The organism is Bacillus sp. TE8-1 (assembly GCF_008368855.1).
GTDB classification, from domain to species: Bacteria; Bacillota; Bacilli; order Bacillales; family Bacillaceae_G; genus Bacillus_A; species Bacillus_A cereus.
On the sequence record NZ_QPET01000014.1, the window covers coordinates 334,315 to 356,950 of the forward strand.

Genomic DNA, 22,636 nt, shown 5'->3' on the forward strand with positions numbered 1-22,636 from the left:
ATTATTAAATGATGAAGGAACGGCTAAATCACATCGTAGTACATCTGTTAAAGGATTTTAGTAGGAAAGGCATCCGTGATATAATAGAAAATAATAAAAAGTCCTGCAAAACAGGACTGTATTATTCTTCGTCTTTATTTTGTTTTTCTAATTCAACTAGCTTTTGAATTAAAATGTGCTGCGGCATATGCATGAGTTGTTCAAGTGGAACACCTAGTGCTTTTGATAAGCGGACTGCAGTATCTGGAGAGATTTGTAATGGTCTCATAGAAGTACCTCCTTTTTCGTATAGTATAGCATAAGATTGGGGGAGTGAGGATGACTCTTATATTTGCACATCGTGGTGCGGCTGGAACGTACCCAGAAAATACAATGATTTCATTTGAAGCGGCTGAGTCTTTTAGAGCGGATGGAATTGAACTTGATGTTCAATTAACGAAAGATGGAAAAGTTGTCGTCATTCATGATGAAACGGTGGACCGGACAACAAATGGAAAAGGCGCGGTTCGGAATTATGTATATGAGGACTTATGCAAGTTAGATGCAAGTTATAAATTTGGTGATAAAGTAGGTTTTTGTAAAATACCACTTTTAGAAGAGGTATTAGAATGGCTTGAACAAACGAGTTTGCTACTTAATATTGAACTTAAAAATAATAAAATTCCATACAGAGGTTTAGAGGAAGAAGTTATAACGCTTGTGCGGAAATTTAGTCTAGAGGATCGTGTTATATTTTCTTCGTTTAATCACTACAGTATGAAACGGTGCCATATGATGGCTCCTGATATTCAAACAGCAATTTTATATCGCGAAGGTTTGCATAGTCCGTGGGCATACGCGAAAAAAATGGGGGCTACAGCAGTACATCCGAATTATCGTTACCTTCAAGATGCTATTGCCGAACTAACGATGGAAAGTGGTGTAGAGGTTCGCCCTTATACAATTAATGAAGAAACGCTTATGCGTAAATATTTTGATATGAATATATCGGCGATTATTACTGATTACCCTGAAACGGCAAGAACGTTAATGCCAATAAAAAAATGAGACCGCGTGTAACGGTCTCATTTTTTTATTTATAAATAGTGGGGCATTCCTATCTTCTAAAGCGAGCTTGTACTTTATTTCGTTTACGGTCTCGGTGCAAGACGAAGCCACCGAAGATATAAAACCCGAGCCCGAAGCAGAGAGCGCCGATTAAAAATTGTAACCACAGTATAGAGATTGGTGGAAATAGAATCCCGAATACAGTATCTCTCATTAACTTTATACCAAACACAGCTAATGAAATAGGGATGAGTGCTAATAGTAGAGCAACGTAACGCTGCATACATAACGCTCCTTTTCAGATTATTTCGTATATTTTAATGATGTTATAGGGAAAGGGGGTTTGTCAAGAGGGTGCTGAACGAGTAAGATAAAAGTGTGAAAAAATTTGCAGAGTTACTTCGAGAGGAAGTGGGATATATGAAACAAAAAGTATTAATTGTTGGTGCAGGTGAAGGCGGGAGCGCACTGCTGAATCTGTTACAAAGTTCGAATATATTTCAAATTATAGGGATTATTGATATAAATCCGTTGGCAAAAGGACTACAAATTGCTAAGGAATACGGGATTGCAATTGGAGAAAGTGTAACTCCATTTCTTTCTATGCATATCGATGTAATATTTGATATGACAGGTGAAGATGATGTGCATAAGGTTTTGTTGGAAAAAAAGAAAAAAGACACTCTTCTTATACCAGGTGATATCGCAAAAATTGTTACAGGATTAGCGCATGAGAAGGAAGGGCTAATTGGGCGATTAGAGGAACAAACGCAACAAGGAGAATTAATTTTAAATTCTACACATGATGGCATGATCGTAATTGATCGAGAGGGACAAGTTCGTCTTTTTAATAAAAGTGCAGAGCGTATTATCGGATATAAAAAAGAAGAGGCGATAGGAAAATATATTTTAGAAGTCATTCCAACTAGTAAATTACTTCGCATTATACGTACGAAACAAATAGAAGTAAATTATGAACTAACATTAGAGAATGGAAAGAAAATTATTACAACGCGTATACCGATATTAAAAGAGGGCGGAGAGGTACAAGGGGCATTTGCAATTTTTAAAGATATAACAGAAGTTGTAGATTTAGCGGAAGAAGTTACAGATTTAAAGGAAATTCAAACACTATTAGAGGCAATTATTAACTCATCTGAAGAAGCAATTTCGGTTGTGGATGAAAAAGGAAGAGGTTTAGTCATTAACCCGGCATATACGAAATTAACGGGTTTAACAGAAGAAGATATTATTGGGAAGCCTGCTACAACTGATATTGTAGAAGGCGAAAGTATGCATATGAAAGTACTTCGAACGCGTCGTGCGGTGCGCGGAATACATATGAAGATTGGGCAAAAAAAGCGCGATGTAATTGTAAACGTGGCACCAGTCATTGTGGATGGAATATTGAAAGGAAGCGTCGGCGTTATCCGTGACGTGTCGGAAATTCAAAAGTTAACAAATGAATTGAATAGAGCAAGGCAAATTATTCGCACATTAGAAGCGAAATATTCATTTGATGATATTGTCGGGAATTCAGATGAAACAACGGCAGCTATCGAACAGGCGAAGCTAGGAGCAAATACACCAGCAACAGTACTGTTACGCGGTGAATCTGGGACTGGTAAAGAATTGTTTGCACATGCAATCCATAATGGAAGTAATCGAAAATACAATAAGTTCGTCCGTGTAAACTGTGCGGCCATTTCGGAGACGTTGTTAGAAAGTGAATTATTTGGTTATGAGGAAGGGGCGTTTTCTGGAGCGAAAAGAGGCGGGAAACGTGGGTTCTTTGAGGAAGCAAATAACGGTAGTATTTTTTTAGATGAAATAGGGGAGTTATCTGCAAATACACAAGCGAAACTCCTTCGTGTACTGCAGGAAAAAGAAATTGTAAAAGTTGGTGGAACGAAAGCGATACCTATTAATGTTCGAGTAATTGCAGCGACGCATGTGAATTTAGAAAAGGCTATTCTAGAAGGGAAGTTTAGGGAGGATTTATATTATCGATTAAATAAAATCCCAATTCAAATTCCATCTCTTCGTCAACGTAAAGGAGATATACCGACAATTGCGGACAGATTGATTCAAAAAATTAATCAAGATTACGGTCGTAATGTAGAAGGGCTCACTGATTCAGCCATTTTATATTTACAATCATACGAATGGCCAGGGAATGTGAGGGAACTTGAAAATATTCTGGGAAGAGCTATTATCTTTATGAATTATAACGAGACCTATATTGATGTACACCATTTACCGCCATTACATAACGAAGAGCAGGTGGAGTCAAAGCAATCACATTTATTACCTGAATTAGAAGAAAAGCCACTTGAACATTTAGTGACAGAGTTTGAAGGGAATATTATTCATGAATATTTGGAGAGATTTGATGGGAATAAAACGCAAACTGCAAAAGCGTTAGGAATTTCCGTTCGAAATTTATATTACAAGCTAGAAAAGTATGACCATGCAAAAAATAGCATGCAATAAATTGCGTACCGTGCAATTTATTGCATGGTATACAAAAAGTGACAAAATAAGACAGAATCTTTTGTTATTTTCCAAAGTATTGATTTTACTGCATTTTGAATGCGTTTTCATTATTGGTAAGACCACTTTTAAAAGTTGGCACGGTATTTGCTTTGTAAATAGACGAGGGACGAAGGAAAGGGTTGATTACAAAATATGAAGTTAGAATACTTAATTGATCAAGCAGCAGGGAAGCCTAAAAAAACTGTGGCTGTAGCAGTAGCTGAAGATCATGAAGTAATTGAAGCTGTAGCGAAAGCAATTAAATTACAGCTAGCTCAATTTCGTCTATATGGAAATCAAGAAAAAATAATGGGGATGCTAGAAGAACATGGTTTACAAACTTCAGAACATGTTGAAGTGATTGCAGCAATGTCTAGTGCAGAGGCTGAAGAACTTTCTGTTAAAGCTGTGAGAAATGGTGAAGCAGACGTGCTTATGAAGGGGAACATCCCAACAGCGAATATTTTGAAGGCTGTGTTAAACAAAGAGTGGGGCCTACGTAAAGGTAGCGTACTTTCACATGTAGCAGCATTTGAAGTTCCAAATTACAATCGTCTTATTTTCGTTACAGATGCAGCGATGAACATCGCACCTGATGTAACACAAAAAGCTGCTATTATACAAAATACTGTAGAAGTTGCCCAGGCAATAGGAATCGACTTGCCAAAAGTGGCACCAATTGCAGCAGTAGAAGTTGTGAATCCAGCGATGCAGGCGACAATTGATGCAGCGATGTTAACACAAATGAATCGCCGCGGACAAATTAAAGATTGTATCGTTGATGGACCACTTGCTTTAGATAATGCAGTATCACAAATTGCAGCAGAGCATAAAGGCATAGTAAGTGATGTAGCAGGTAAGGCAGATATTTTACTCGTCCCAACGATTGAAGCTGGAAATGTGCTATATAAATCACTCGTATACTTTGCGGATGCAAAAGTAGGAGCAATGATTGCTGGCGCAAAAGCACCGATTGTTTTAACATCTCGTGCTGATTCAGCAGAAACAAAAGTATATTCATTAGCATTGGCAGTTGCGACTGCTTCAAAATAAACCAAAAAGGGTAAAACATTAGGGGGAAACGACAATGACATTAGAAATCTTCGAATACTTAGAAAAATATGATTATGAGCAAGTAGTATTTTGTCAAGATAAAGAATCTGGTTTAAAAGCAATTATTGCAATTCATGATACAACACTTGGACCGGCTCTTGGTGGAACAAGAATGTGGACATATGATTCTGAAGAAGCGGCGATTGAAGATGCATTGCGTCTTGCAAAAGGGATGACATACAAAAACGCAGCAGCTGGCTTAAACTTAGGTGGTGCGAAAACAGTAATTATCGGTGATCCTCGTAAAGATAAGAGCGAAGCAATGTTCCGTGCACTAGGACGTTATATCCAAGGACTAAACGGACGTTACATTACAGCTGAAGATGTTGGTACAACAGTAGATGATATGGATATTATCCACGAAGAAACTGACTTTGTAACAGGTATCTCACCATCATTCGGTTCTTCTGGTAACCCATCTCCAGTAACTGCATACGGTGTTTATCGTGGTATGAAAGCAGCTGCGAAAGAAGCTTTCGGCACTGACAATTTAGAAGGAAAAGTAATTGCTGTTCAAGGCGTTGGTAACGTAGCATATCATCTATGCAAACATTTACACGCTGAAGGAGCAAAATTAATCGTTACAGATATTAATAAAGAAGCTGTACAACGTGCTGTAGAAGAATTCGGTGCATCAGCAGTTGAACCAAATGAAATTTACGGTGTTGAATGCGATATTTACGCACCATGTGCATTAGGCGCAACAGTTAATGATGAAACTATTCCACAACTTAAAGCAAAAGTAATCGCAGGTTCTGCAAATAACCAATTAAAAGAAGATCGTCACGGTGACATCATTCATGAAATGGGTATTGTATACGCACCAGATTATGTAATTAATGCAGGTGGCGTAATTAACGTAGCAGACGAATTATATGGATACAATAGAGAACGTGCACTAAAACGTGTTGAGTCTATTTATGACACGATTGCAAAAGTAATCGAAATTTCAAAACGCGATGGCATAGCAACTTATGTAGCGGCAGATCGTCTAGCTGAAGAGCGCATTGCAAGCTTGAAAAATTCTCGTAGCACTTACTTACGCAACGGTCACGATATTATTAGCCGTCGCTAATCATTCATATATAACTTTTACAAAAGGTGTGGTTACCTCTTATGAGGTTTCCACTTCCTTTTGAATTTATTAGTGGAGGTAGCAACATTGTCTGTAAATCGAATTCTTGTTATTAACCCAGGTAGTACATCCACAAAAATTGGTGTTTTTGATAATGAAAGACCCGTTCTAGAAGAAACGATTCGTCATGACGTAGAACAGATTGGAAAATATAAGAGAATTATCGACCAATATGAGTTTCGAAAAGAAACGATTTTAGAAGTTCTACATTCTCATGGTATTAACATTTCAAAATTAAACGCTGTTTGTGGGCGTGGTGGATTACTTCGTCCAATCGAAGGCGGTACGTATACAGTAAACGATGCGATGTTAGAAGATTTGAAAAATGGCTTTAGCGGTCATCACGCTTCAAACCTTGGAGGCATTTTAGCATATGAAATTGCTTCTGGATTAAACATTCCTGCATTCATTGTAGATCCTGTCGTTGTAGATGAGATGGAGCCGGTTGCTCGTATAAGTGGCATTGCTGGTATGGAACGCAAAAGTATCTTCCATGCATTAAATCAAAAAGCAGTTGCTCGTAAAGTAGCTGAACAGTTAAATCACAAATACGAGGATTTAAATTTATTAGTTACACATATGGGCGGTGGTATTACAGTTGGTGCTCATAAAAAAGGAAGAGTAATCGATGTGAATAACGGTTTAAACGGAGAAGGACCATTTAGTCCAGAGCGCGCTGGTACAGTACCAGTAGGGCAACTAGTAGAAATGTGTTTCTCTGGTGAGTATTACCGTGATGAAATGATTAAAAAACTTGTCGGACAAGGTGGACTTGTAAGTTTAATCGGTACAAATGATGCGATTAAAGTAGAGCAAATGGTTGAAAAAGGTGATCCTGAAGCAACTCTTATTTATAAAGCAATGGCATATCAAGTTGCAAAAGAGATTGGCGGAGCTAGCGCTGTACTTCACGGGAAAATCGATGCAATTGTATTAACTGGTGGACTGGCATACAGTAAAATTCTTGTCGATGAAATAAAAGAGCGAGTGGACTGGATTGCAGATGTTATCGTACATCCAGGCGAAGATGAGTTAGAAGCGTTAGCAGAAGGAGCACTTCGTGTATTACGTGAAGAAGAAGCTCCAAAAGAATACGTTGTACGTGAAAAAGAAACGGTAGCTAGGGGTTGAGATAATGGCAAAAGAATATGATTTAGTCATCGTTGGCGGCGGTACTGGTGGATATGTTGCTGCAATTCGTGCATCACAACTAGGGTTAAAAACTGCACTAGTCGAAAAAGAAAATCTTGGTGGTACTTGTTTACACAAAGGATGTATTCCTAGTAAAGCTCTTTTACGTAGTGCGGAAGTATATGCAACTGCTAAAAAAAGCGAAGAGTTCGGAGTTATTGCAAGCAATGTAGAACTAAACTTTGCGAAAGTACAAGAGCGTAAAGAGAAGATAGTAACGCAGCTTCATAAAGGTGTTCAACATTTAATGAAACAAGGTAAAATTGATGTGTTTGAAGGTATTGGCCGTATTCTTGGCCCATCTATTTTCTCTCCGATGCCAGGGACAATTTCAGTTGAACTTGCAAGTGGAGAAGAGAATGAAATGTTAATTCCAAAAAATGTACTTATTGCAACAGGTTCTCGTCCAAATTCATTACCAGGTTTAGAATTAGACGGAGAGTACGTAATGTCTTCAGATCATGCTCTAAAAATGGAAACGCTTCCTAGTTCGATTATTATCGTTGGTGGCGGTGTAATCGGTATTGAGTGGGCATCTATGCTTGCTGACTTCGGTGTAGAAGTTACAGTATTAGAGTATGCGAAAACGATATTACCACTAGAAGATCAAGACGTTTCAAAAGAAATGCAACGTCTATTCAAGAAAAAAGGTATTAAAGTGGTAACTGGTGCAAAAGTATTACCAGAAACATTGGTAAAAGATAATGGAGTAACAATCCAAGCTGAACACAACGGTGAAAATAAAGAATTTAAAGCAGAAAAAATGCTTGTATCTGTAGGAAGACAAGCGAATACGCAAAATATTGGCTTAGAGAACACAGATATCGTTGTGGAAAAAGGATACATTCAAACAAATGAGTTTTATCAAACGAAAGAATCGCATATTTACGCAATTGGAGATGTAATCGGTGGCCTGCAACTTGCTCACGTTGCTTCTCATGAAGGAATTGCTGCAGTAGAACATATTGCAGGGAAAGAAGTTACACCAATTGATTACTCTATGGTATCAAAATGCGTATATAGCAGTCCGGAAGTTGCTTCTGTCGGTTTAACAGAACAAGAAGCAAAAGAAAAAGGCTATAAGTTAAAAGTAGGTAAGTTCTCATTCCGCGCAATCGGAAAAGCACTTGTATACGGAGAATCAGATGGTTTCGTAAAACTTGTAGTTGATGAAGAGACAAATGACATTCTTGGTGTTCATATGATTGGACCACATGTAACAGATATGATTTCTGAAGCTGGTCTTGCAAGAGTACTTGATGCAACACCTTGGGAAGTAGCACATACAATTCATCCGCATCCATCATTATCTGAGGCGATTGGTGAAGCAGCACTTGCTGTAGATGGAAGAGCGTTACACGCATAAAAATGTGGATTTAGGAGGTTATGAAAAATGGCAGAAGTAAAAGAAAAGCGCCATGAAGAGCTTGGCTTAAGTGATGAGCAAGTATTAGAAATGTTCCGTACGATGTTACTTGCACGTAAAATAGACGAACGTATGTGGTTATTAAACCGTGCTGGTAAAATTCCATTCGTAATTTCTTGTCAAGGACAAGAGGCTGCACAAGTTGGAGCGGCGTTCGCTCTTGATAGAGAGAAAGATTATGCATTACCATACTACCGTGATATGGGTGTTGTACTAGCATTTGGTATGACAGCTAAAGAGCTTATGTTGTCTGCTTTTGCGAAAGCTGGAGATCCAAACTCTGGTGGTCGTCAAATGCCTGGTCACTTCGGTCAAAAGAAAAATCGTATTGTTACAGGTTCATCTCCAGTAACAACGCAAGTACCACATGCAGTTGGTATTGCATTAGCTGGAAAAATGGAGAAGAAAGATTTAGTAACGTTCGTTACATTTGGAGAAGGTTCTTCAAACCAAGGTGACTTCCATGAAGGGGCAAACTTTGCTGGTGTACACAAACTACCTGTTATTTTTATGTGTGAAAATAACAAATATGCAATCTCTATTCCAGTTGAAAAACAATTAGCATGTAAAAACGTATCAGATCGTGCGATTGGTTACGGTATGCCTGGATATACAATAGACGGAAACGATCCGCTTGCAGTATATAAAGCTGTAAAAGAAGCAGCAGATCGCGGTCGTCGTGGTGAAGGCCCAACTTTAATTGAAACAGTATCATATCGTTTAACAGCACATTCTAGTGACGATGATGATCGTGTTTATCGTGATAAAGAAGAAGTAGAAGAAGCAAAGAAAAAAGATTCAATTATAACATTCGCGGCTTATTTAAAAGAAGCTGGTGTATTAACTGAGGAATCGGAAAAACAAATGTTAGACGAAATTATGCATATCGTAAATGAAGCAACAGAATATGCAGAAAATGCTCCGTATGCAGCACCTGAAGATGCATTGAAGCACGTATACGCAGAATAGGGGGGAACGTTTCATGGCTGTAATGTCTTATATTGATGCTATTACATTAGCAATGCGCGAAGAAATGGAACGCGATGAGAAAGTATTCGTTTTAGGAGAAGATGTTGGTAAAAAAGGTGGCGTGTTTAAAGCGACACACGGTTTGTATAATCAATTTGGTGAAGATCGTGCGCTTGATGCACCGCTTGCAGAATCTGCAATTGCTGGGGTAGCAATTGGTGCGGCAATGTATGGTATGCGTCCAATCGCTGAAATGCAGTTTGCTGATTTCATCATGCCAGCAGTAAACCAAATTGTTTCTGAGGCAGCAAAAATTCGTTATCGTTCTAATAATGATTGGACTTGTCCAGTTACAATTCGTGCACCATTTGGCGGGGGTGTTCACGGTGCATTGTATCATTCACAATCTGTAGAAGCGATGTTTGCAAACCAACCAGGTTTAAAAATCGTTATCCCTTCTACACCATATGATGCAAAAGGCTTATTAAAAGCAGCCATTCGTGATGAAGATCCAGTATTATTCTTCGAACATAAACGTGCATATCGTTTAATTAAAGGTGAAGTGCCGGAGGATGACTACGTATTACCAATCGGAAAAGCAGATGTAAAACGTGAAGGTGATGATATTACAGTTATCACGTACGGATTATGTGTTCATTTTGCTCTTCAAGCGGCTGAAAAGTTAGCACAAGATGGCATCTCTGCACACATTCTTGATTTACGTACTGTATATCCATTAGATAAAGAAGCAATCATTGAAGCAGCTTCTAAAACAGGTAAAGTTCTTCTTGTAACAGAAGACAATAAAGAAGGAAGCATTATGAGTGAAGTGGCAGCAATTATTGCTGAAAACTGTCTATTTGATTTAGATGCGCCAATCGCACGTCTTGCAGGTCCAGACGTTCCAGCAATGCCATATGCACCAACAATGGAAAAATTCTTTATGGTAAATCCAGATAAAGTTGAAAAAGCAATGCGTGAACTTGCGGAATTTTAATCGGGGGGACTATACATGGCTGTAGAAAATATTACAATGCCTCAGCTCGGGGAGAGCGTTACAGAGGGCACAATTAGTAAATGGCTCGTTAATGTTGGCGATCACGTAAACAAGTATGATCCGCTTGCAGAAGTAATGACTGATAAAGTAAATGCTGAAGTACCATCTTCTTTCACGGGGATTGTGAAAGAGTTAATCGCTGGTGAAGGTGATACGTTAGCTGTAGGTGAAGTAGTTTGTGTGATTCAAGTAGAAGGCGCAGATGAAGTAGCAGCAACAGCTGTTGAGGAAAAAACAAAAGAAGAACCAAAGGCGGAAGTAGCTACGTCTGAAAAAGCACCGAAAGTAAAACAACCAACTGATGGAAAACCACGTTTTTCACCAGCTGTGTTAAAACTTGCGGGTGAGCATAACGTTGATTTAGATCTAGTAGAAGGTACGGGAGCAAACGGCCGTATCACTCGTAAAGATATTTTAAAGCTAGTGGAATCTGGAAATATTCCGCAAGCAGGTGCGGCGAAGAAAGAGGAAGCTGTAGCGGCAGTAGTAGAAGCTCGCCCAGAAGCACCAAAAGCAGCACCAGTAGCGCAAAAAGTAGAAGCTGCGAAACCAGTTTCTGTACCTACAATGCCTGGAGATATCGAAATTCCAGTAACAGGTGTGCGTAAAGCAATCGCAGCAAACATGTTACGTAGTAAACACGAAGCACCACATGCTTGGATGATGATTGAAGTAGATGTGACAAACCTTGTGTCATACCGTAACTCAATTAAAGGTGACTTTAAGAAGCGTGAAGGCTTTAACTTAACGTTCTTTGCTTTCTTCGTAAAAGCAGTAGCACAAGCGTTAAAAGAGTATCCTCAAATTAATTCAATGTGGGCTGGCGATAAAATTGTTCAGAAGAAAGATATTAACCTTTCTATCGCTGTTGCAACAGAGGAAGAACTATTTGTACCAGTAATTAAGCAAGCGGACGAGAAAACAATTAAAGGTATCGCTCGTGAAATTACAGAACTTGCAGGAAAAGTACGTACGAAATCGTTAAAAGCAGACGAAATGCAAGGTGGAACATTTACAATTAATAACACAGGATCATTCGGTTCTGTTCAATCTATGGGTATTATTAATTACCCACAAGCGGCTATTCTACAAGTTGAATCAATTGTAAAACGCCCAGTAATTATGGATAACGGTATGTTCGGTGCTCGTGATATGGTTAACTTATGTTTATCACTTGATCACCGAGTACTTGATGGTTTAATTTGTGGTAAGTTCTTAGGACGTGTTAAAGAAATTTTAGAAAACATGTCAGAAAACAATACATCTGTATATTAATAAAAAGCTCGCTTATGCGAGCTTTTTATTATCTTATTTCTTCATCTACATCCTACTATATGTATAAATACCTTTCCCAGTAATCTTACAATAAACGATTATGTATTAGGAATTTACGAAAATACATTGCTGATATATGGTATATGGATATAAAATAAGAAAAGAATAATTTTTTTGGCAAATCTTACTGATGAAACTGTAGTATAATATATTGTATTGTATGAAAAAGAGAGTTATTCTATATAAGTGTTTTATAGATAATGTGTAATCAGTCGTCAAAACATGAAGAATGTTGACTCCTGGTTTTTTATTTTTGCCGTAACAATGTTTCAGGAGGATGTCATGAAAAGAAGTACCGAGTTTCTAAAAAGTTTAGATGTAAAATTAATTTTAATTTTGTGTGCACTATGTGTGACGAGTATAGCTGCTATATATAGCAGTCAGCAAACGGGACAGTATGGAGCTGCAAACTTTGCTATGAAACAAGGTGTTAACTACATAATTGGGGTTGTATTGTTACTTCTTGTTGCAAGCATCGACTTAGATCAATTGCAAAAATTGTCTTGGCCACTTTATATTGCCGGGTTTGCTTCACTTATTCTTTTGAAAGTATTACCACCATCAGGTTTTACACCTGAAAAATTAGGTGCAAAAAGATGGTTTGTTTTCCCAGTATTTGGACAAATTCAGCCGTCTGAGTTTTTCAAAATTGCATTGCTACTTGTAGTAGCGAGTATAGCAGTAAAACATAATGCACAGTATATGGCAAGGACATTCCAAACAGATTTAAAGCTAGTAGGTAAAATTATGCTAGTGTCACTTCCACCTATGGCGGTTGTATATAGTCAACCTGATACAGGTATGGTGTTCTTATATGCTGCTGCTATTGCATGTATTTTATTTATGTCAGGTATTCAAAAGAAATTGATAGCATTATGTACAGTTATTCCGTTGACCATATTATCTGCTTTAATATTTATTTTCTTTAAGTATCAAGATTTTTTCTATAATAATTTAGTTACTTTACTAAAACCTCACCAACAGTCGCGTATTGTAGGTTGGTTAAATCCATTTGAAAATGCAGATCAAGGTTATCAAACGCAACAATCGATTTTAGCTGTAGGTAGTGGAGGAATGGAAGGTAAAGGGTTTGGGGGAGGAAGCGTCTATATCCCAGAGAAGCATACTGACTTTATTTTCGCTACAATTGCCGAAGAAGGTGGATTTATCGTAGCAGCGTTAGTTGTCTTCTTGTTCCTGTTGCTACTATATCGAACAATTATTATTGGTTATTCCGCTGATAATTTATTTGGTACATTATTATGCGCTGGATCTATCGGTATATTAACAGTTCAAATATTCCAAAACATCGGTATGATCGTTGGGTTAATGCCTGTAAAAGGTATTGCATTACCTTTCTTATCGTATGGGGGAAGTTCCTTATTCTCAAATATGATTATGATGGGGCTCATATTATCGGTACGGAAAACGTATAAAAAATATATGTTTTCAGTTAAGTAAAAAAAGCTGGTTCGTTTTTAAACGAACCAGCTTTTTTACATATATGCTCATAAACGTTGCAAACTAAAACAGGATAGCAGTTTGAGACGGGTAAGGAGTGCAAAGTGATGCATATGCATATTTTTGAAGGAGCACGACATCTTTCTAATAGTGAATGGGTTATTCGGGCTATTATAGCATACATATTTTTAATATTAGTTGCGAAAGCGATGGGGCAAAGGTCTATCGCACAACTTCGTTTTTTAGATGTTGTATTAGTGTTATTGCTTGGTGGGAATATTTCTAACGCATTGTCTGATGAAAAAGTAGGGTTACTGGGATCGATGATTACAACGTTCATACTTGTTGTACTTCATATTATAAGCTCAGTTTTAATGCTGAAATGGGATAGATGGAGACGTTTTTTAGAGCCTGCACCTATTATTCTTATACACAATGGTTCCATTAATTTTAGCAATTTGAAAAAGGCGAGAATTACCTTGGAATATTTGTTTTCGGAACTTCGTATGCGAAATGTGAGCGATATTCAAACGATTAAATTAGCATTATGGGAAGCAAACGGTGTCGTTTCTATATTTCGGTATCCAGAATATGAAGCAGTTTCGCGGCTTGATCTTAAAGTGGCGGGAAAAAAATCTCCAGTTTCTTTTGTATTAGTAAAGGATGGGAGGATACAGAAAGATGTTCTTGCATTATTAGGAAAAACAGAAGCGTGGGCGAGAGAATTTCTAGAGGAGAGTACAGAAGTCGAATCTATTATGTTAGCTACAGTAGATGAATCACATAAAATAAATATTTTGTTAAAAAAATGAAAAATATACGCATTTTGTCGTTTCGTACATATGATACAATAGTGTGGACAACGAAAAAGGAGGCGATACGGTGGGATATGTAGAAGAATTACGAAAAATAGTTGGTCATCGCCCTTTAATTTTAGTTGGTGCTGTTGTACTCGTTATAAATGAAAATGGATATGTTTTATTGCAGCAGCGGACAGAGCCGTACGGAAAATGGGGGCTACCTGGCGGGCTAATGGAGCTTAGTGAATCACCAGAAGAAACAGCTTATCGTGAAGTATATGAAGAGACAGGAATAAAAGTGAAGAACTTGCGACTAATCAATGTATTTTCTGGAGCGAACTACTTTACAAAATTAGAAAACGGTGATGAATTTCAATCTGTAACAACCGCCTATTATACGGATGAATACGAAGGGGATTTTGTTATGAATAAAGAAGAAGCAGTTCAGCTTAAATTCTTTTCAGTAACAGAACTACCTGACTATATTGTAGGATCGCATAAAAAAATGATTGCTGAATATATGAAGATTATGGAAAAAAAGATATAATAATAGTGAAAGAAATACAAAAACACAGCTCTGGTTGGTAGTCCAGACGCATGATTTCATGTCAGTAACCTTCCCCTCCGGGATGTCCCGTATTTCTAATCTTTTAAAGGAGGGGCTGTCAATGGATTTGACAGTATATCACGATGGCCAATTTTTTGTTGGAATCATTACATGTAAAGAAAAAGGGAAATTGTATGGGGCGAGGTATATTTTTGGGGCGGAACCGTCAGATGAAGAAGTGCTTATGTTTGTGAATGGTTCACTTTTAGAGCATTTTCAGCACTTTGCAAAATGTGGTGTAGAAGTTAAAGAAAAACAGCGTCCTAAAAACATAAAGCGTATCATACGACAAGCAGCAAAAGAAACAACTATTAAACGTTTTACTAAGGCGCAAGAGGCGATTAGTTTATCTTATGAATTGCATAAACAAGAAAAGAAACTGCAGTCTAAAGAGAAGCGAGAAGCTGAAAAAGAAAGAAGACGTTTAATGAAAGTACAAAAAGCAAAGCAAAAACATCGTGGTCATTAAAGAAAAGGTGTTAGAGCAAGAGCTCTAACACCTTTTCTATACTTAAATACAAGTAAACTTACTTGTATTTCATAAACATTAACTGGTAAGATACAAATAGGTAGTTTTAGAGGAGGGAAAAGAGTGATTAATTTTAACTTTTTTATGAATGATGTTGTCCGCCAAGCGCGTGAAGAGATTGTCTCTGCTGGATATACAGAATTGACGACGCCGGAAGCGGTAGAAGAAGCGTTTAAAAGAAATGGAACAACACTTGTAATGGTAAACTCTGTATGTGGTTGTGCAGGTGGTATTGCTCGTCCTGCTGCTGCGCATTCCGTACATTATGATAAACGTCCTAACCACCTTGTAACGGTGTTTGCAGGTCAAGATAAAGAAGCGACAGCAAGAGCGCGTGAATATTTCGAAGGGTACCCACCTTCTTCTCCATCATTTGCTTTATTAAAAGATGGAAAAATTGTAACGATGGTAGAGCGTCATGAAATTGAAGGTCATGAACCGATGCAAGTTATTGCGAAACTACAATCATATTTCGAAGAGAGTTGTGAAGAACTATAAAAAATAAGAGAAAAGGCGGCACGTCCACAATCAAGTGGATGTGCCGCCTTTTTTATTTATTATTAAAATTTCTGAGATATGCATAGTTATGTTATTTTATGCATCATTTTATACATAACAAACAGCGTTTGTATTGTTTATTTATTTATTTTTATTTTATATATTGCATAAAAATAAAAGTGCTGATACAATACAAACATCGAATAAATATTCTATTAAGCTTTTAAATATACATTATTAGGGGGAAGAAAGATGAAGAAGTTAGTATCAATATCGTTTGCACTTATTTTAATTGTAAGTATATTCAGCGCTTGTAGTAATGAGGAATCGAAAGAAACAAAAGGAAATAAAAAAGTACTCGTAATGGGAACTTCAGCAGATTATAAACCTTATGAATATGTAGATGCGTCAAAGAGCGATGAAATTATTGGCTTTGATGTTGATGTTGCTAAATATATCGGAAAAGAACTTGGGTATGAAGTGAAAGTGAAAGATATGGATTTTGGTGGTTTATTAGCATCTCTTAGTTCAGGAAAAGTTGATTTCGTAATGGCAGGCATGACGCCAACTGCAGAGCGTAAAAATAATGTTGATTTTACAGATATTTATTTTGTTGCGAAAAACATGGTCGTTTCTAAAAAGGACTCTAACATTCAATCTGTAGAGGGTTTAAAAGGGAAAAAAGTAGGGGTACAAACAGGGTCTATTCAAGAAGAGAAAGCAGCAGAATTTAAAAAACAAGTAGATTTCCAAGTTGAGGGACGTGACCGTATACCAGAAATCGTACAAGAAATTAAAGCTGGTCGTTTTGACGCTGCAATTATAGAAGACACAGTTGCTAAAAATTATTTAGAGAAAATGAAAGATTTACAAGGAATTGAAATTAAAGAAGCACCAGAAGAAGTTGGAGCAGCAATTGCCCTTCCGAAAAACAGTGATAAAACAGCAGAATTTAATAAAGTAATTAAAAAAATGCAAGAAAATGGAGAAATGGATAAATTAGTGAAGAAATGGTTTGGCAGCGGAAAATAAGCTGCCTTTCACTTTTCTGTGAGGGGAATGAAAAGAATGAACTTAGATTTTTCGGCGATTACGCCTTCGATACCATATATACTAAAAGGTTTAGAAGTTACTTTGAAGATTGTAGCAGTATCAGCTTTAGCAGGATTTATTTTAGGAACGCTATTAGCACTTTGTAAAATTGCTAGAATACGAGCATTAAATATAGCAGCAGATTTTTATACATCAATTTTTCGTGGTACACCCCTTGTATTGCAATTAATGATTATTTATTTCGGCGTCCCACAAATAATTGGTTATGAAATACCAGCATTCTTAGCTGCTGTACTTGCATTTAGCTTGAATTCAGGTGCATACATGTCAGAAGTAATTCGTGCTGGTATTCAAGCGGTTGATAAAGGACAAACAGAAGCAGCAATGGCTTTAGGGATACCGTACGGAAAAATGATGAGAAATATTATTTTCCCTCAAGCATTAAAAAATATATTACCAGCGCTTGTGAACGAATTTGCGACACTTACGAAAGAATCGGCTGTAGTAACAGTAATAGGCGCGACTGATTTAATGCGTCGTGCTTACATTGTAGGCGGTGAGACATTTAAATATCTTGAACCATTACTTTTTGTTGGACTGATTTATTATATGTTAGTCATTATTCTTACATTAGTCGGGAAGGCAATTGAAGGGAGAATGAAGAAAAGTGATTAAAATTGAAAACCTTCATAAATCATTTGGTAAAAACGAAGTATTAAAAGGAATTACAACAACAATTGAAAAAGGGGAAGTAGTCGCAATTATAGGGCCTTCTGGATCAGGAAAATCAACATTTTTACGTTGTATGAATATGTTAGAAGCACCAACGGATGGTCACATTTGGATTGGGACGGAAGAAGTAACGAATCCGAAAACGAATGTTATGCATGTTCGTGAAAATGTCGGTATGGTATTTCAACATTTTCACTTATTTCCTCATATGACTGTATTAGAAAATATTACGTATGCTCCTATCAATGTAAAAGGGGTAACGAAGCAAGAAGCTGAAAAGAAAGCTGAGAAACTTTTAGAAAAGGTTGGATTAGTAGATAAAAAAGATACGTATCCAAATCGTCTTTCGGGAGGACAAAAGCAACGTGTAGCAATTGCAAGAGCGTTAGCGATGGAACCGGAAGTTATGTTATTTGATGAACCGACATCGGCGCTAGATCCAGAGATGGTGAAAGAAGTGTTAGAAGTTATGAAATCGTTAGTTACGACAGGAATGACGATGGCTATCGTTACACATGAAATGGGCTTTGCAAAAGAAGTGGCAGATCGTGTTCTTTTCTTGGACGGAGGAAAGCTTGTAGAAGATAGTGCGCCAGAAGAATTTTTTGCAGCGCCGAAAAGTGAACGTGCGCAACAATTTTTACAAAAAATATTGTAATATGAAAAGGTTATGTGAATAATAAGTAGAAAAGGATGACATTGTGTCATCCTTTTTTTATACTAGCTGTAAATACGTTTATACATATAGGAGTAATGATATGTTTAAAATTGGATACCGTACAGTAAAAACAGCAATAGGGACAGGCGCGGCAGTTTTTATTGCTCAGTTATTAGGGTTGGAATTTTATAGTTCAGCAGGTATTTTAGTTATTTTATGTGTACAAAATACGAAGCGCAAATCGCTTCAAGTGTCGTTACATCGTTTTCTAGCTTGTGTATTATCAATGGTATTCGCGTTTTGTATTTTTGAAACAATCGGCTATACACCACTTGCAATTAGCATATTGTTACTTACATTTATTCCGACTGCAGTAATGCTTAAAATTCAAGAAGGTATTGTCACGAGTTCAGTTATTGTTATGCATCTATATTCATTGAAGCAAATTACATGGCTTATAGTTGGAAATGAAATTGCTATATTAACGATAGGGATTAGTGTGGCGTTATTAGTAAATATGTATATGCCGAGTAGTGAAAATAAGCTAAAAGAGTATCAGGATAAAATAGAGAGTAATTTTAAAACGATTTTGTTTGAAATGGTTGTGTATTTACGAAATCGAGAAAGTAGTTGGAGTGGAGCAGAACTCATTGAAACCGAGAATATGTTAAATGAAGCAAGAGATTTATCGTTTAAAAAACTTGAGAATGCATTTATGCGAGAAGATGATTATTACTATCGTTATTTTAATATGCGTATGCAACAATTCGAAATTTTAGAGCGAATGATACCACTAGCAGCTTCTTTATCGTGGACATATGAACAAGCTGACATGATTGCAGATGTTGTTGAAAACATTGGTAATGCTATTAGCCCTGAGAGTACTGGCGTTATTTCCTTAAGGCAGCTTCAAGAAATGAGGGAATTATTTAGAGACATGCCATTGCCAGCTACACGCGAAGAATTTGAGATACGTGCGAAACTTGTTCAACTTGTGTATGAAATGGAACAATATTTACTCATTAAAAGTCGCTTTAAGGGAAAGGATAATATAAAAGAACTTATATAGAAGGTAGGAATTATCTATGCCGTATCTTCTCTCTATCATATTATGTCTTTCTTTATTGCCGATTTGGCCTCTTGGGGATAATCCACGTGCCGGAGATCCTTTTATTATTGTAAATAAAGCAACGAATAAATTAGCTTACATTGACGATGGAAAGATTCAAAAGGTTTTTCCAGTAGCGACAGGGAAAACGAATGAATTAACTCCAGAAGGAACTTTTGATGTTGTAATGAAAGCAAAGGATCCGTATTACATTGCGAAGGATATTCCAGGTGGATCGCCAAAAAATCCACTTGGGTCAAGGTGGATTGGATTTAATGCAAGAGGAACTGATGGAAGTAAATATGGAATACATGGAACAAACCAACCGAGTTCAATTGGAAAGTATATTTCACAAGGGTGTATAAGAATGAAGAAAAACGATGTGGAATATTTGTTTGATCGCATTCCAATTGGAACGAAAGTATGGATTGTGAAATCGAAAAAATCATTTCAGCAATTGGCAAAAGAAAAAGGAGCCGTTGCATATGAAAAAGCCAACGAAAAGGTTGGCTTTTTCTATTATAATAAGTTGTCTTGACATGTGTACATAACCGTGCGTTAATGAGAATATAGAAAGATAAAATTAGATAAAGGGGTTGCTCATATGTACTTGAATCCAAAACTTTCGTATATGCAGTTTTTTATGGGATTTCTATTTGTTATTACATTCATATTGGCAACTTTTAATATATGTTCTTATCTTGTAGCGATTGTATGTATGGCATTACTTAATCTAACTTTTGTTATTGGAGCATTTCAGCAGAAACAATATACAAGTTTTGTAATAGCACTTGTAATGTCATTTTCCTTTAGTATTGTAGCGATTGTGTTTTATATAAAATAAACCATCTCGATGTCGAGATGGTTTATTTTGTCATGTGTAAAAAGTAAAAAAAGGACGAACACATCGCCCTTTTTACCAAAACATACTCGCGCCAGCAAGTAATGTTGTTACAAGCATAGAAATCAGCATCACATAAACCATAACTTTTTGAGCTTTTTTATGCATCGTTATACCTCCTTGCAAATCAGTACAATTTCATTGTAACGAGAAATGAAATTATGGACAAGGGGAGAGTGAGGACAAAATTCGGGAGGGGATTGCAAAATATAACAGGAAATTTGAGTGTGTATAGAGAATATAGTAAAAGGGTATATTGTTAATTTTTAGTTGGGCAAGCTGAAGAATGGAGATACGATGATGAAAATATACGAAACAGATCGTTTATACTTAAGGGAAATTGATGAGTCGTATGCTGAAACAGTTCTTCAATATTACGACAGAAATCGTGAATTTTTAAAAGCTTGGGAAGAGTATAGACCGGATGATTTTTTTACGCTAGATTATCAAAAGAAAAAGTTGCAAAAGGATAGAAAAGAGTTCGAAGAAGGGAAAATCATCAGACTATGGATTTTTAAAAAGGGTGATGATACGAAAATAATTGGGTGTATTTCATTTAATTTAATCGTTCGTGGCATTTATCAATCTTGTGTACTCAGTTATAAATTAGATAAAGCAGAGTTAAACAAAGGGTATACGACAGAAGCGCTTAGAAAAGCAATTCAAGTTGCTTTTGGGGAATTTCAGTTACATCGTATAGAAGCTCCGATTATGCCTCGTAATTTAGCATCTATACAAGTAGTAACGAAGATAGGTTTTCAATATGAAGGCGTGTCTAGGAAGATGTTAATGGTAAATGGCGTGTGGGAAGATCATATGCGCTGGGTATTGTTAAATGAGTAATAGAAAGCAGATGGTTATCTAGACATGTAAACCATCTGTTTTTTGTCTTGTATTTCGAAACTTTTGCGAAATTCTGTTATAATTAATAGTGTTACATACATAATGGTAGTGCAGGAGGCGCAGTCTTATGATTAATCAAGAACGTTTAGTAAATGAATTTATGGAATTAGTACAAGTAGATTCTGAAACGAAATTTGAAGCAGAAATCTGCAAAGTATTAACGAAGAAATTTACAGATTTAGGTGTAGAAGTATTTGAAGATGACACAATGGCTGTAACTGGTCATGGTGCAGGTAACTTAATTTGTACTTTACCAGCAACAAAAGATGGTGTTGATACAATTTACTTTACTTCTCATATGGATACAGTAGTTCCTGGTAATGGAATTAAGCCTTCTATTAAAGATGGATATATCGTATCAGATGGTACAACAATTTTAGGTGCGGATGATAAAGCTGGATTAGCATCAATGTTCGAAGCAATCCGTGTTTTAAAAGAGAAAAATATCCCTCATGGTAAAATAGAATTTATTATTACAGTCGGAGAAGAATCAGGTCTTGTTGGTGCAAAAGCATTAGACCGTGAGCGTATTACAGCGAAATATGGCTACGCATTAGATAGCGATGGAAAAGTTGGTGAAATCGTTGTTGCAGCTCCAACACAAGCGAAAGTGAACGCAATTATTCGCGGGAAAACAGCTCACGCTGGTGTAGCGCCAGAGAAAGGTGTATCTGCAATTACTATCGCAGCGAAAGCAATTGCGAAGATGCCACTTGGTCGCATTGACTCTGAAACGACTGCAAATATTGGACGTTTTGAAGGTGGTACACAAACGAATATCGTTTGCGATCATGTACAAATCTTTGCAGAAGCTCGTTCTTTAATTAATGAGAAAATGGAAGCACAAGTTGCGAAAATGAAAGAAGCATTTGAAACAACTGCAAAAGAAATGGGCGGTCATGCAGACGTTGAAGTAAACGTTATGTACCCAGGATTTAAATTTGCTGATGGCGATCACGTTGTAGAAGTTGCAAAACGTGCAGCTGAAAAAATTGGTCGTACACCTTCTCTTCACCAAAGTGGTGGCGGAAGTGATGCAAACGTAATTGCAGGACATGGTATCCCAACAGTTAACTTAGCGGTTGGTTATGAAGAAATTCATACAACAAACGAGAAGATTCCTGTTGAAGAATTAGCAAAAACAGCAGAATTAGTTGTTGCAATTATTGAAGAAGTAGCGAAGTAATGGAATAGAAAAAGCGTGTAAATCAATTGTGATTTACACGCTTTTTATTTTGATTCGATTGCTTTGACAAGACGTATAAGCCAATATAAGAAAACCTATGGAAGTATATACGTTGTTGCTACATGTACTAGACGAAGGAATAATCCTAACGTATTCATATTGAAAATCGGAAGTAGTAAATAATTAATTGCAATGATTAATATAACTACAAGGAATGTATAATTGAGTTTATCCCGCTATTTGCCGGACAGTAAGACCCCTACCTCAAAATTCAGCGAAAGTAAAGAAGTTAGGTGGGGGCCCTGCTGCCCGTAAAAGTCCGATTAGTGAGAGTTGATTAAAGTTTCGATTTATATCGATTATAAAAAAGAACAAGTAATTATTATAACTAT

The 22,636-nt window shown here is 36.8% G+C and carries 25 protein-coding genes; 22 read left to right on the top strand and 3 right to left on the bottom strand.

Going from position 1 to position 22,636, the window contains the following annotated elements; translation table 11 throughout:
- Nucleotides 1–121: 121 nt before the first annotated feature.
- Nucleotides 122–268: a YycC family protein gene (locus DN404_RS13575; protein WP_001247671.1), complete on the bottom strand. Its 147-nt coding sequence runs from the start codon at nt 266–268 to the stop codon at nt 122–124.
- Between the two features lie 50 nt (nt 269–318).
- On the opposite strand from DN404_RS13575, the gene DN404_RS13580 reads away from it, so the two are divergent.
- Nucleotides 319–1,047 carry a glycerophosphodiester phosphodiesterase gene (locus DN404_RS13580; RefSeq protein ID WP_000172583.1) on the top strand — a complete coding sequence of 243 codons (729 nt, stop codon included), beginning with the start codon at nt 319–321 and terminating at the stop codon, nt 1,045–1,047.
- Between the two features lie 49 nt (nt 1,048–1,096).
- On the opposite strand, the gene DN404_RS13585 is transcribed toward DN404_RS13580, so the two are convergent.
- Nucleotides 1,097–1,330 (bottom strand): DUF2627 domain-containing protein, encoded by a 234-nt coding sequence (locus DN404_RS13585; RefSeq protein WP_001190211.1) that lies wholly within the window; start codon nt 1,328–1,330, stop codon nt 1,097–1,099.
- 137 nt (nt 1,331–1,467) lie between these two features.
- Here DN404_RS13585 and DN404_RS13590 point away from each other — a divergent pair, with 137 nt between their 5' ends.
- The 19 genes from DN404_RS13590 to DN404_RS13685 all read left to right on the top strand — a co-directional run bounded on the left by DN404_RS13590 (nt 1,468) and on the right by DN404_RS13685 (nt 20,098).
- The gene (locus tag DN404_RS13590) at nt 1,468–3,540 is read left to right on the top strand and encodes a sigma-54 interaction domain-containing protein (RefSeq protein ID WP_033666632.1); all 2,073 of its coding nucleotides are present in this window, start codon (nt 1,468–1,470) and stop codon (nt 3,538–3,540) included.
- A 195-nt stretch (nt 3,541–3,735) separates the two neighbouring features.
- Nucleotides 3,736–4,635, top strand: coding sequence for a phosphate butyryltransferase (gene yqiS / locus DN404_RS13600; protein WP_149215131.1), 900 nt, complete (start codon nt 3,736–3,738; stop codon nt 4,633–4,635).
- Nucleotides 4,636–4,669: 34 nt separating this feature from the next.
- Nucleotides 4,670–5,770: a leucine dehydrogenase gene (locus tag DN404_RS13605; protein WP_000171355.1), complete on the top strand. Its 1,101-nt coding sequence runs from the start codon at nt 4,670–4,672 to the stop codon at nt 5,768–5,770.
- 87 nt (nt 5,771–5,857) lie between these two features.
- Nucleotides 5,858–6,961, top strand: a complete 1,104-nt coding sequence (gene buk, locus DN404_RS13610) for a butyrate kinase (RefSeq protein ID WP_000115781.1) — start codon at nt 5,858–5,860, stop codon at nt 6,959–6,961.
- A 4-nt stretch (nt 6,962–6,965) separates the two neighbouring features.
- Nucleotides 6,966–8,387, top strand: a complete 1,422-nt coding sequence (gene lpdA, locus DN404_RS13615) for a dihydrolipoyl dehydrogenase (protein WP_001051289.1) — start codon at nt 6,966–6,968, stop codon at nt 8,385–8,387.
- A 27-nt stretch (nt 8,388–8,414) separates the two neighbouring features.
- Complete coding sequence (gene bfmBAA / locus DN404_RS13620) at nt 8,415–9,416, top strand: 3-methyl-2-oxobutanoate dehydrogenase subunit alpha (protein WP_000852551.1); 1,002 nt, start codon at nt 8,415–8,417, stop codon at nt 9,414–9,416.
- 13 nt (nt 9,417–9,429) lie between these two features.
- Nucleotides 9,430–10,413, top strand: coding sequence for a 3-methyl-2-oxobutanoate dehydrogenase subunit beta (gene bfmBAB / locus DN404_RS13625; protein ID WP_149215132.1), 984 nt, complete (start codon nt 9,430–9,432; stop codon nt 10,411–10,413).
- Between the two features lie 15 nt (nt 10,414–10,428).
- Complete coding sequence (locus tag DN404_RS13630) at nt 10,429–11,748, top strand: dihydrolipoamide acetyltransferase family protein (protein WP_000257660.1); 1,320 nt, start codon at nt 10,429–10,431, stop codon at nt 11,746–11,748.
- Nucleotides 11,749–12,090: 342 nt separating this feature from the next.
- Nucleotides 12,091–13,269, top strand: coding sequence for an FtsW/RodA/SpoVE family cell cycle protein (locus DN404_RS13635; RefSeq protein ID WP_000831181.1), 1,179 nt, complete (start codon nt 12,091–12,093; stop codon nt 13,267–13,269).
- Nucleotides 13,270–13,376: 107 nt separating this feature from the next.
- Nucleotides 13,377–14,081 carry a DUF421 domain-containing protein gene (locus DN404_RS13640; RefSeq protein ID WP_000550964.1) on the top strand — a complete coding sequence of 235 codons (705 nt, stop codon included), beginning with the start codon at nt 13,377–13,379 and terminating at the stop codon, nt 14,079–14,081.
- A gap of 70 nt (nt 14,082–14,151) precedes the next feature.
- Nucleotides 14,152–14,616, top strand: coding sequence for an NUDIX hydrolase (locus DN404_RS13645; protein WP_000542555.1), 465 nt, complete (start codon nt 14,152–14,154; stop codon nt 14,614–14,616).
- Nucleotides 14,617–14,737: 121 nt separating this feature from the next.
- Nucleotides 14,738–15,145, top strand: a complete 408-nt coding sequence (locus DN404_RS13650) for a YjdF family protein (protein ID WP_000366585.1) — start codon at nt 14,738–14,740, stop codon at nt 15,143–15,145.
- A gap of 144 nt (nt 15,146–15,289) precedes the next feature.
- Nucleotides 15,290–15,703 carry a BrxA/BrxB family bacilliredoxin gene (locus DN404_RS13655; protein ID WP_002024761.1) on the top strand — a complete coding sequence of 138 codons (414 nt, stop codon included), beginning with the start codon at nt 15,290–15,292 and terminating at the stop codon, nt 15,701–15,703.
- Nucleotides 15,704–15,955: 252 nt separating this feature from the next.
- Nucleotides 15,956–16,735, top strand: coding sequence for a transporter substrate-binding domain-containing protein (locus DN404_RS13660; protein ID WP_000737667.1), 780 nt, complete (start codon nt 15,956–15,958; stop codon nt 16,733–16,735).
- 36 nt (nt 16,736–16,771) lie between these two features.
- On the top strand, nt 16,772–17,431 hold the full coding sequence (locus tag DN404_RS13665; protein WP_001046915.1) for an amino acid ABC transporter permease: 660 nt from the start codon (nt 16,772–16,774) through the stop codon (nt 17,429–17,431).
- A complete protein-coding gene (locus DN404_RS13670) occupies nt 17,424–18,146 on the top strand; it encodes an amino acid ABC transporter ATP-binding protein (RefSeq protein ID WP_000590202.1) in 723 nt (240 codons plus the stop codon). The genes DN404_RS13665 and DN404_RS13670 overlap by 8 nt, the downstream gene beginning before the upstream one ends.
- Before the next feature lie 100 nt (nt 18,147–18,246).
- A complete protein-coding gene (locus tag DN404_RS13675) occupies nt 18,247–19,215 on the top strand; it encodes an aromatic acid exporter family protein (RefSeq protein WP_000472671.1) in 969 nt (322 codons plus the stop codon).
- Between the two features lie 16 nt (nt 19,216–19,231).
- Nucleotides 19,232–19,792, top strand: a complete 561-nt coding sequence (locus DN404_RS13680; RefSeq protein ID WP_006921495.1) for a L,D-transpeptidase — start codon at nt 19,232–19,234, stop codon at nt 19,790–19,792.
- Between the two features lie 66 nt (nt 19,793–19,858).
- Nucleotides 19,859–20,098: a DUF3894 domain-containing protein gene (locus DN404_RS13685; RefSeq protein ID WP_000281167.1), complete on the top strand. Its 240-nt coding sequence runs from the start codon at nt 19,859–19,861 to the stop codon at nt 20,096–20,098.
- Between the two features lie 72 nt (nt 20,099–20,170).
- On the opposite strand, the gene prli42 is transcribed toward DN404_RS13685, so the two are convergent.
- Nucleotides 20,171–20,263, bottom strand: a complete 93-nt coding sequence (gene prli42, locus DN404_RS13690; protein ID WP_000549040.1) for a stressosome-associated protein Prli42 — start codon at nt 20,261–20,263, stop codon at nt 20,171–20,173.
- A 189-nt stretch (nt 20,264–20,452) separates the two neighbouring features.
- Between prli42 and DN404_RS13695 the strand changes: the two genes are divergently transcribed.
- Both DN404_RS13695 and DN404_RS13700 read left to right on the top strand, forming a co-directional pair.
- Nucleotides 20,453–20,998, top strand: coding sequence for a GNAT family N-acetyltransferase (locus DN404_RS13695; protein WP_001987197.1), 546 nt, complete (start codon nt 20,453–20,455; stop codon nt 20,996–20,998).
- Between the two features lie 127 nt (nt 20,999–21,125).
- The gene (locus tag DN404_RS13700; RefSeq protein ID WP_000609803.1) at nt 21,126–22,244 is read left to right on the top strand and encodes a tripeptidase T; all 1,119 of its coding nucleotides are present in this window, start codon (nt 21,126–21,128) and stop codon (nt 22,242–22,244) included.
- Nucleotides 22,245–22,636: the final 392 nt, after the last annotated feature.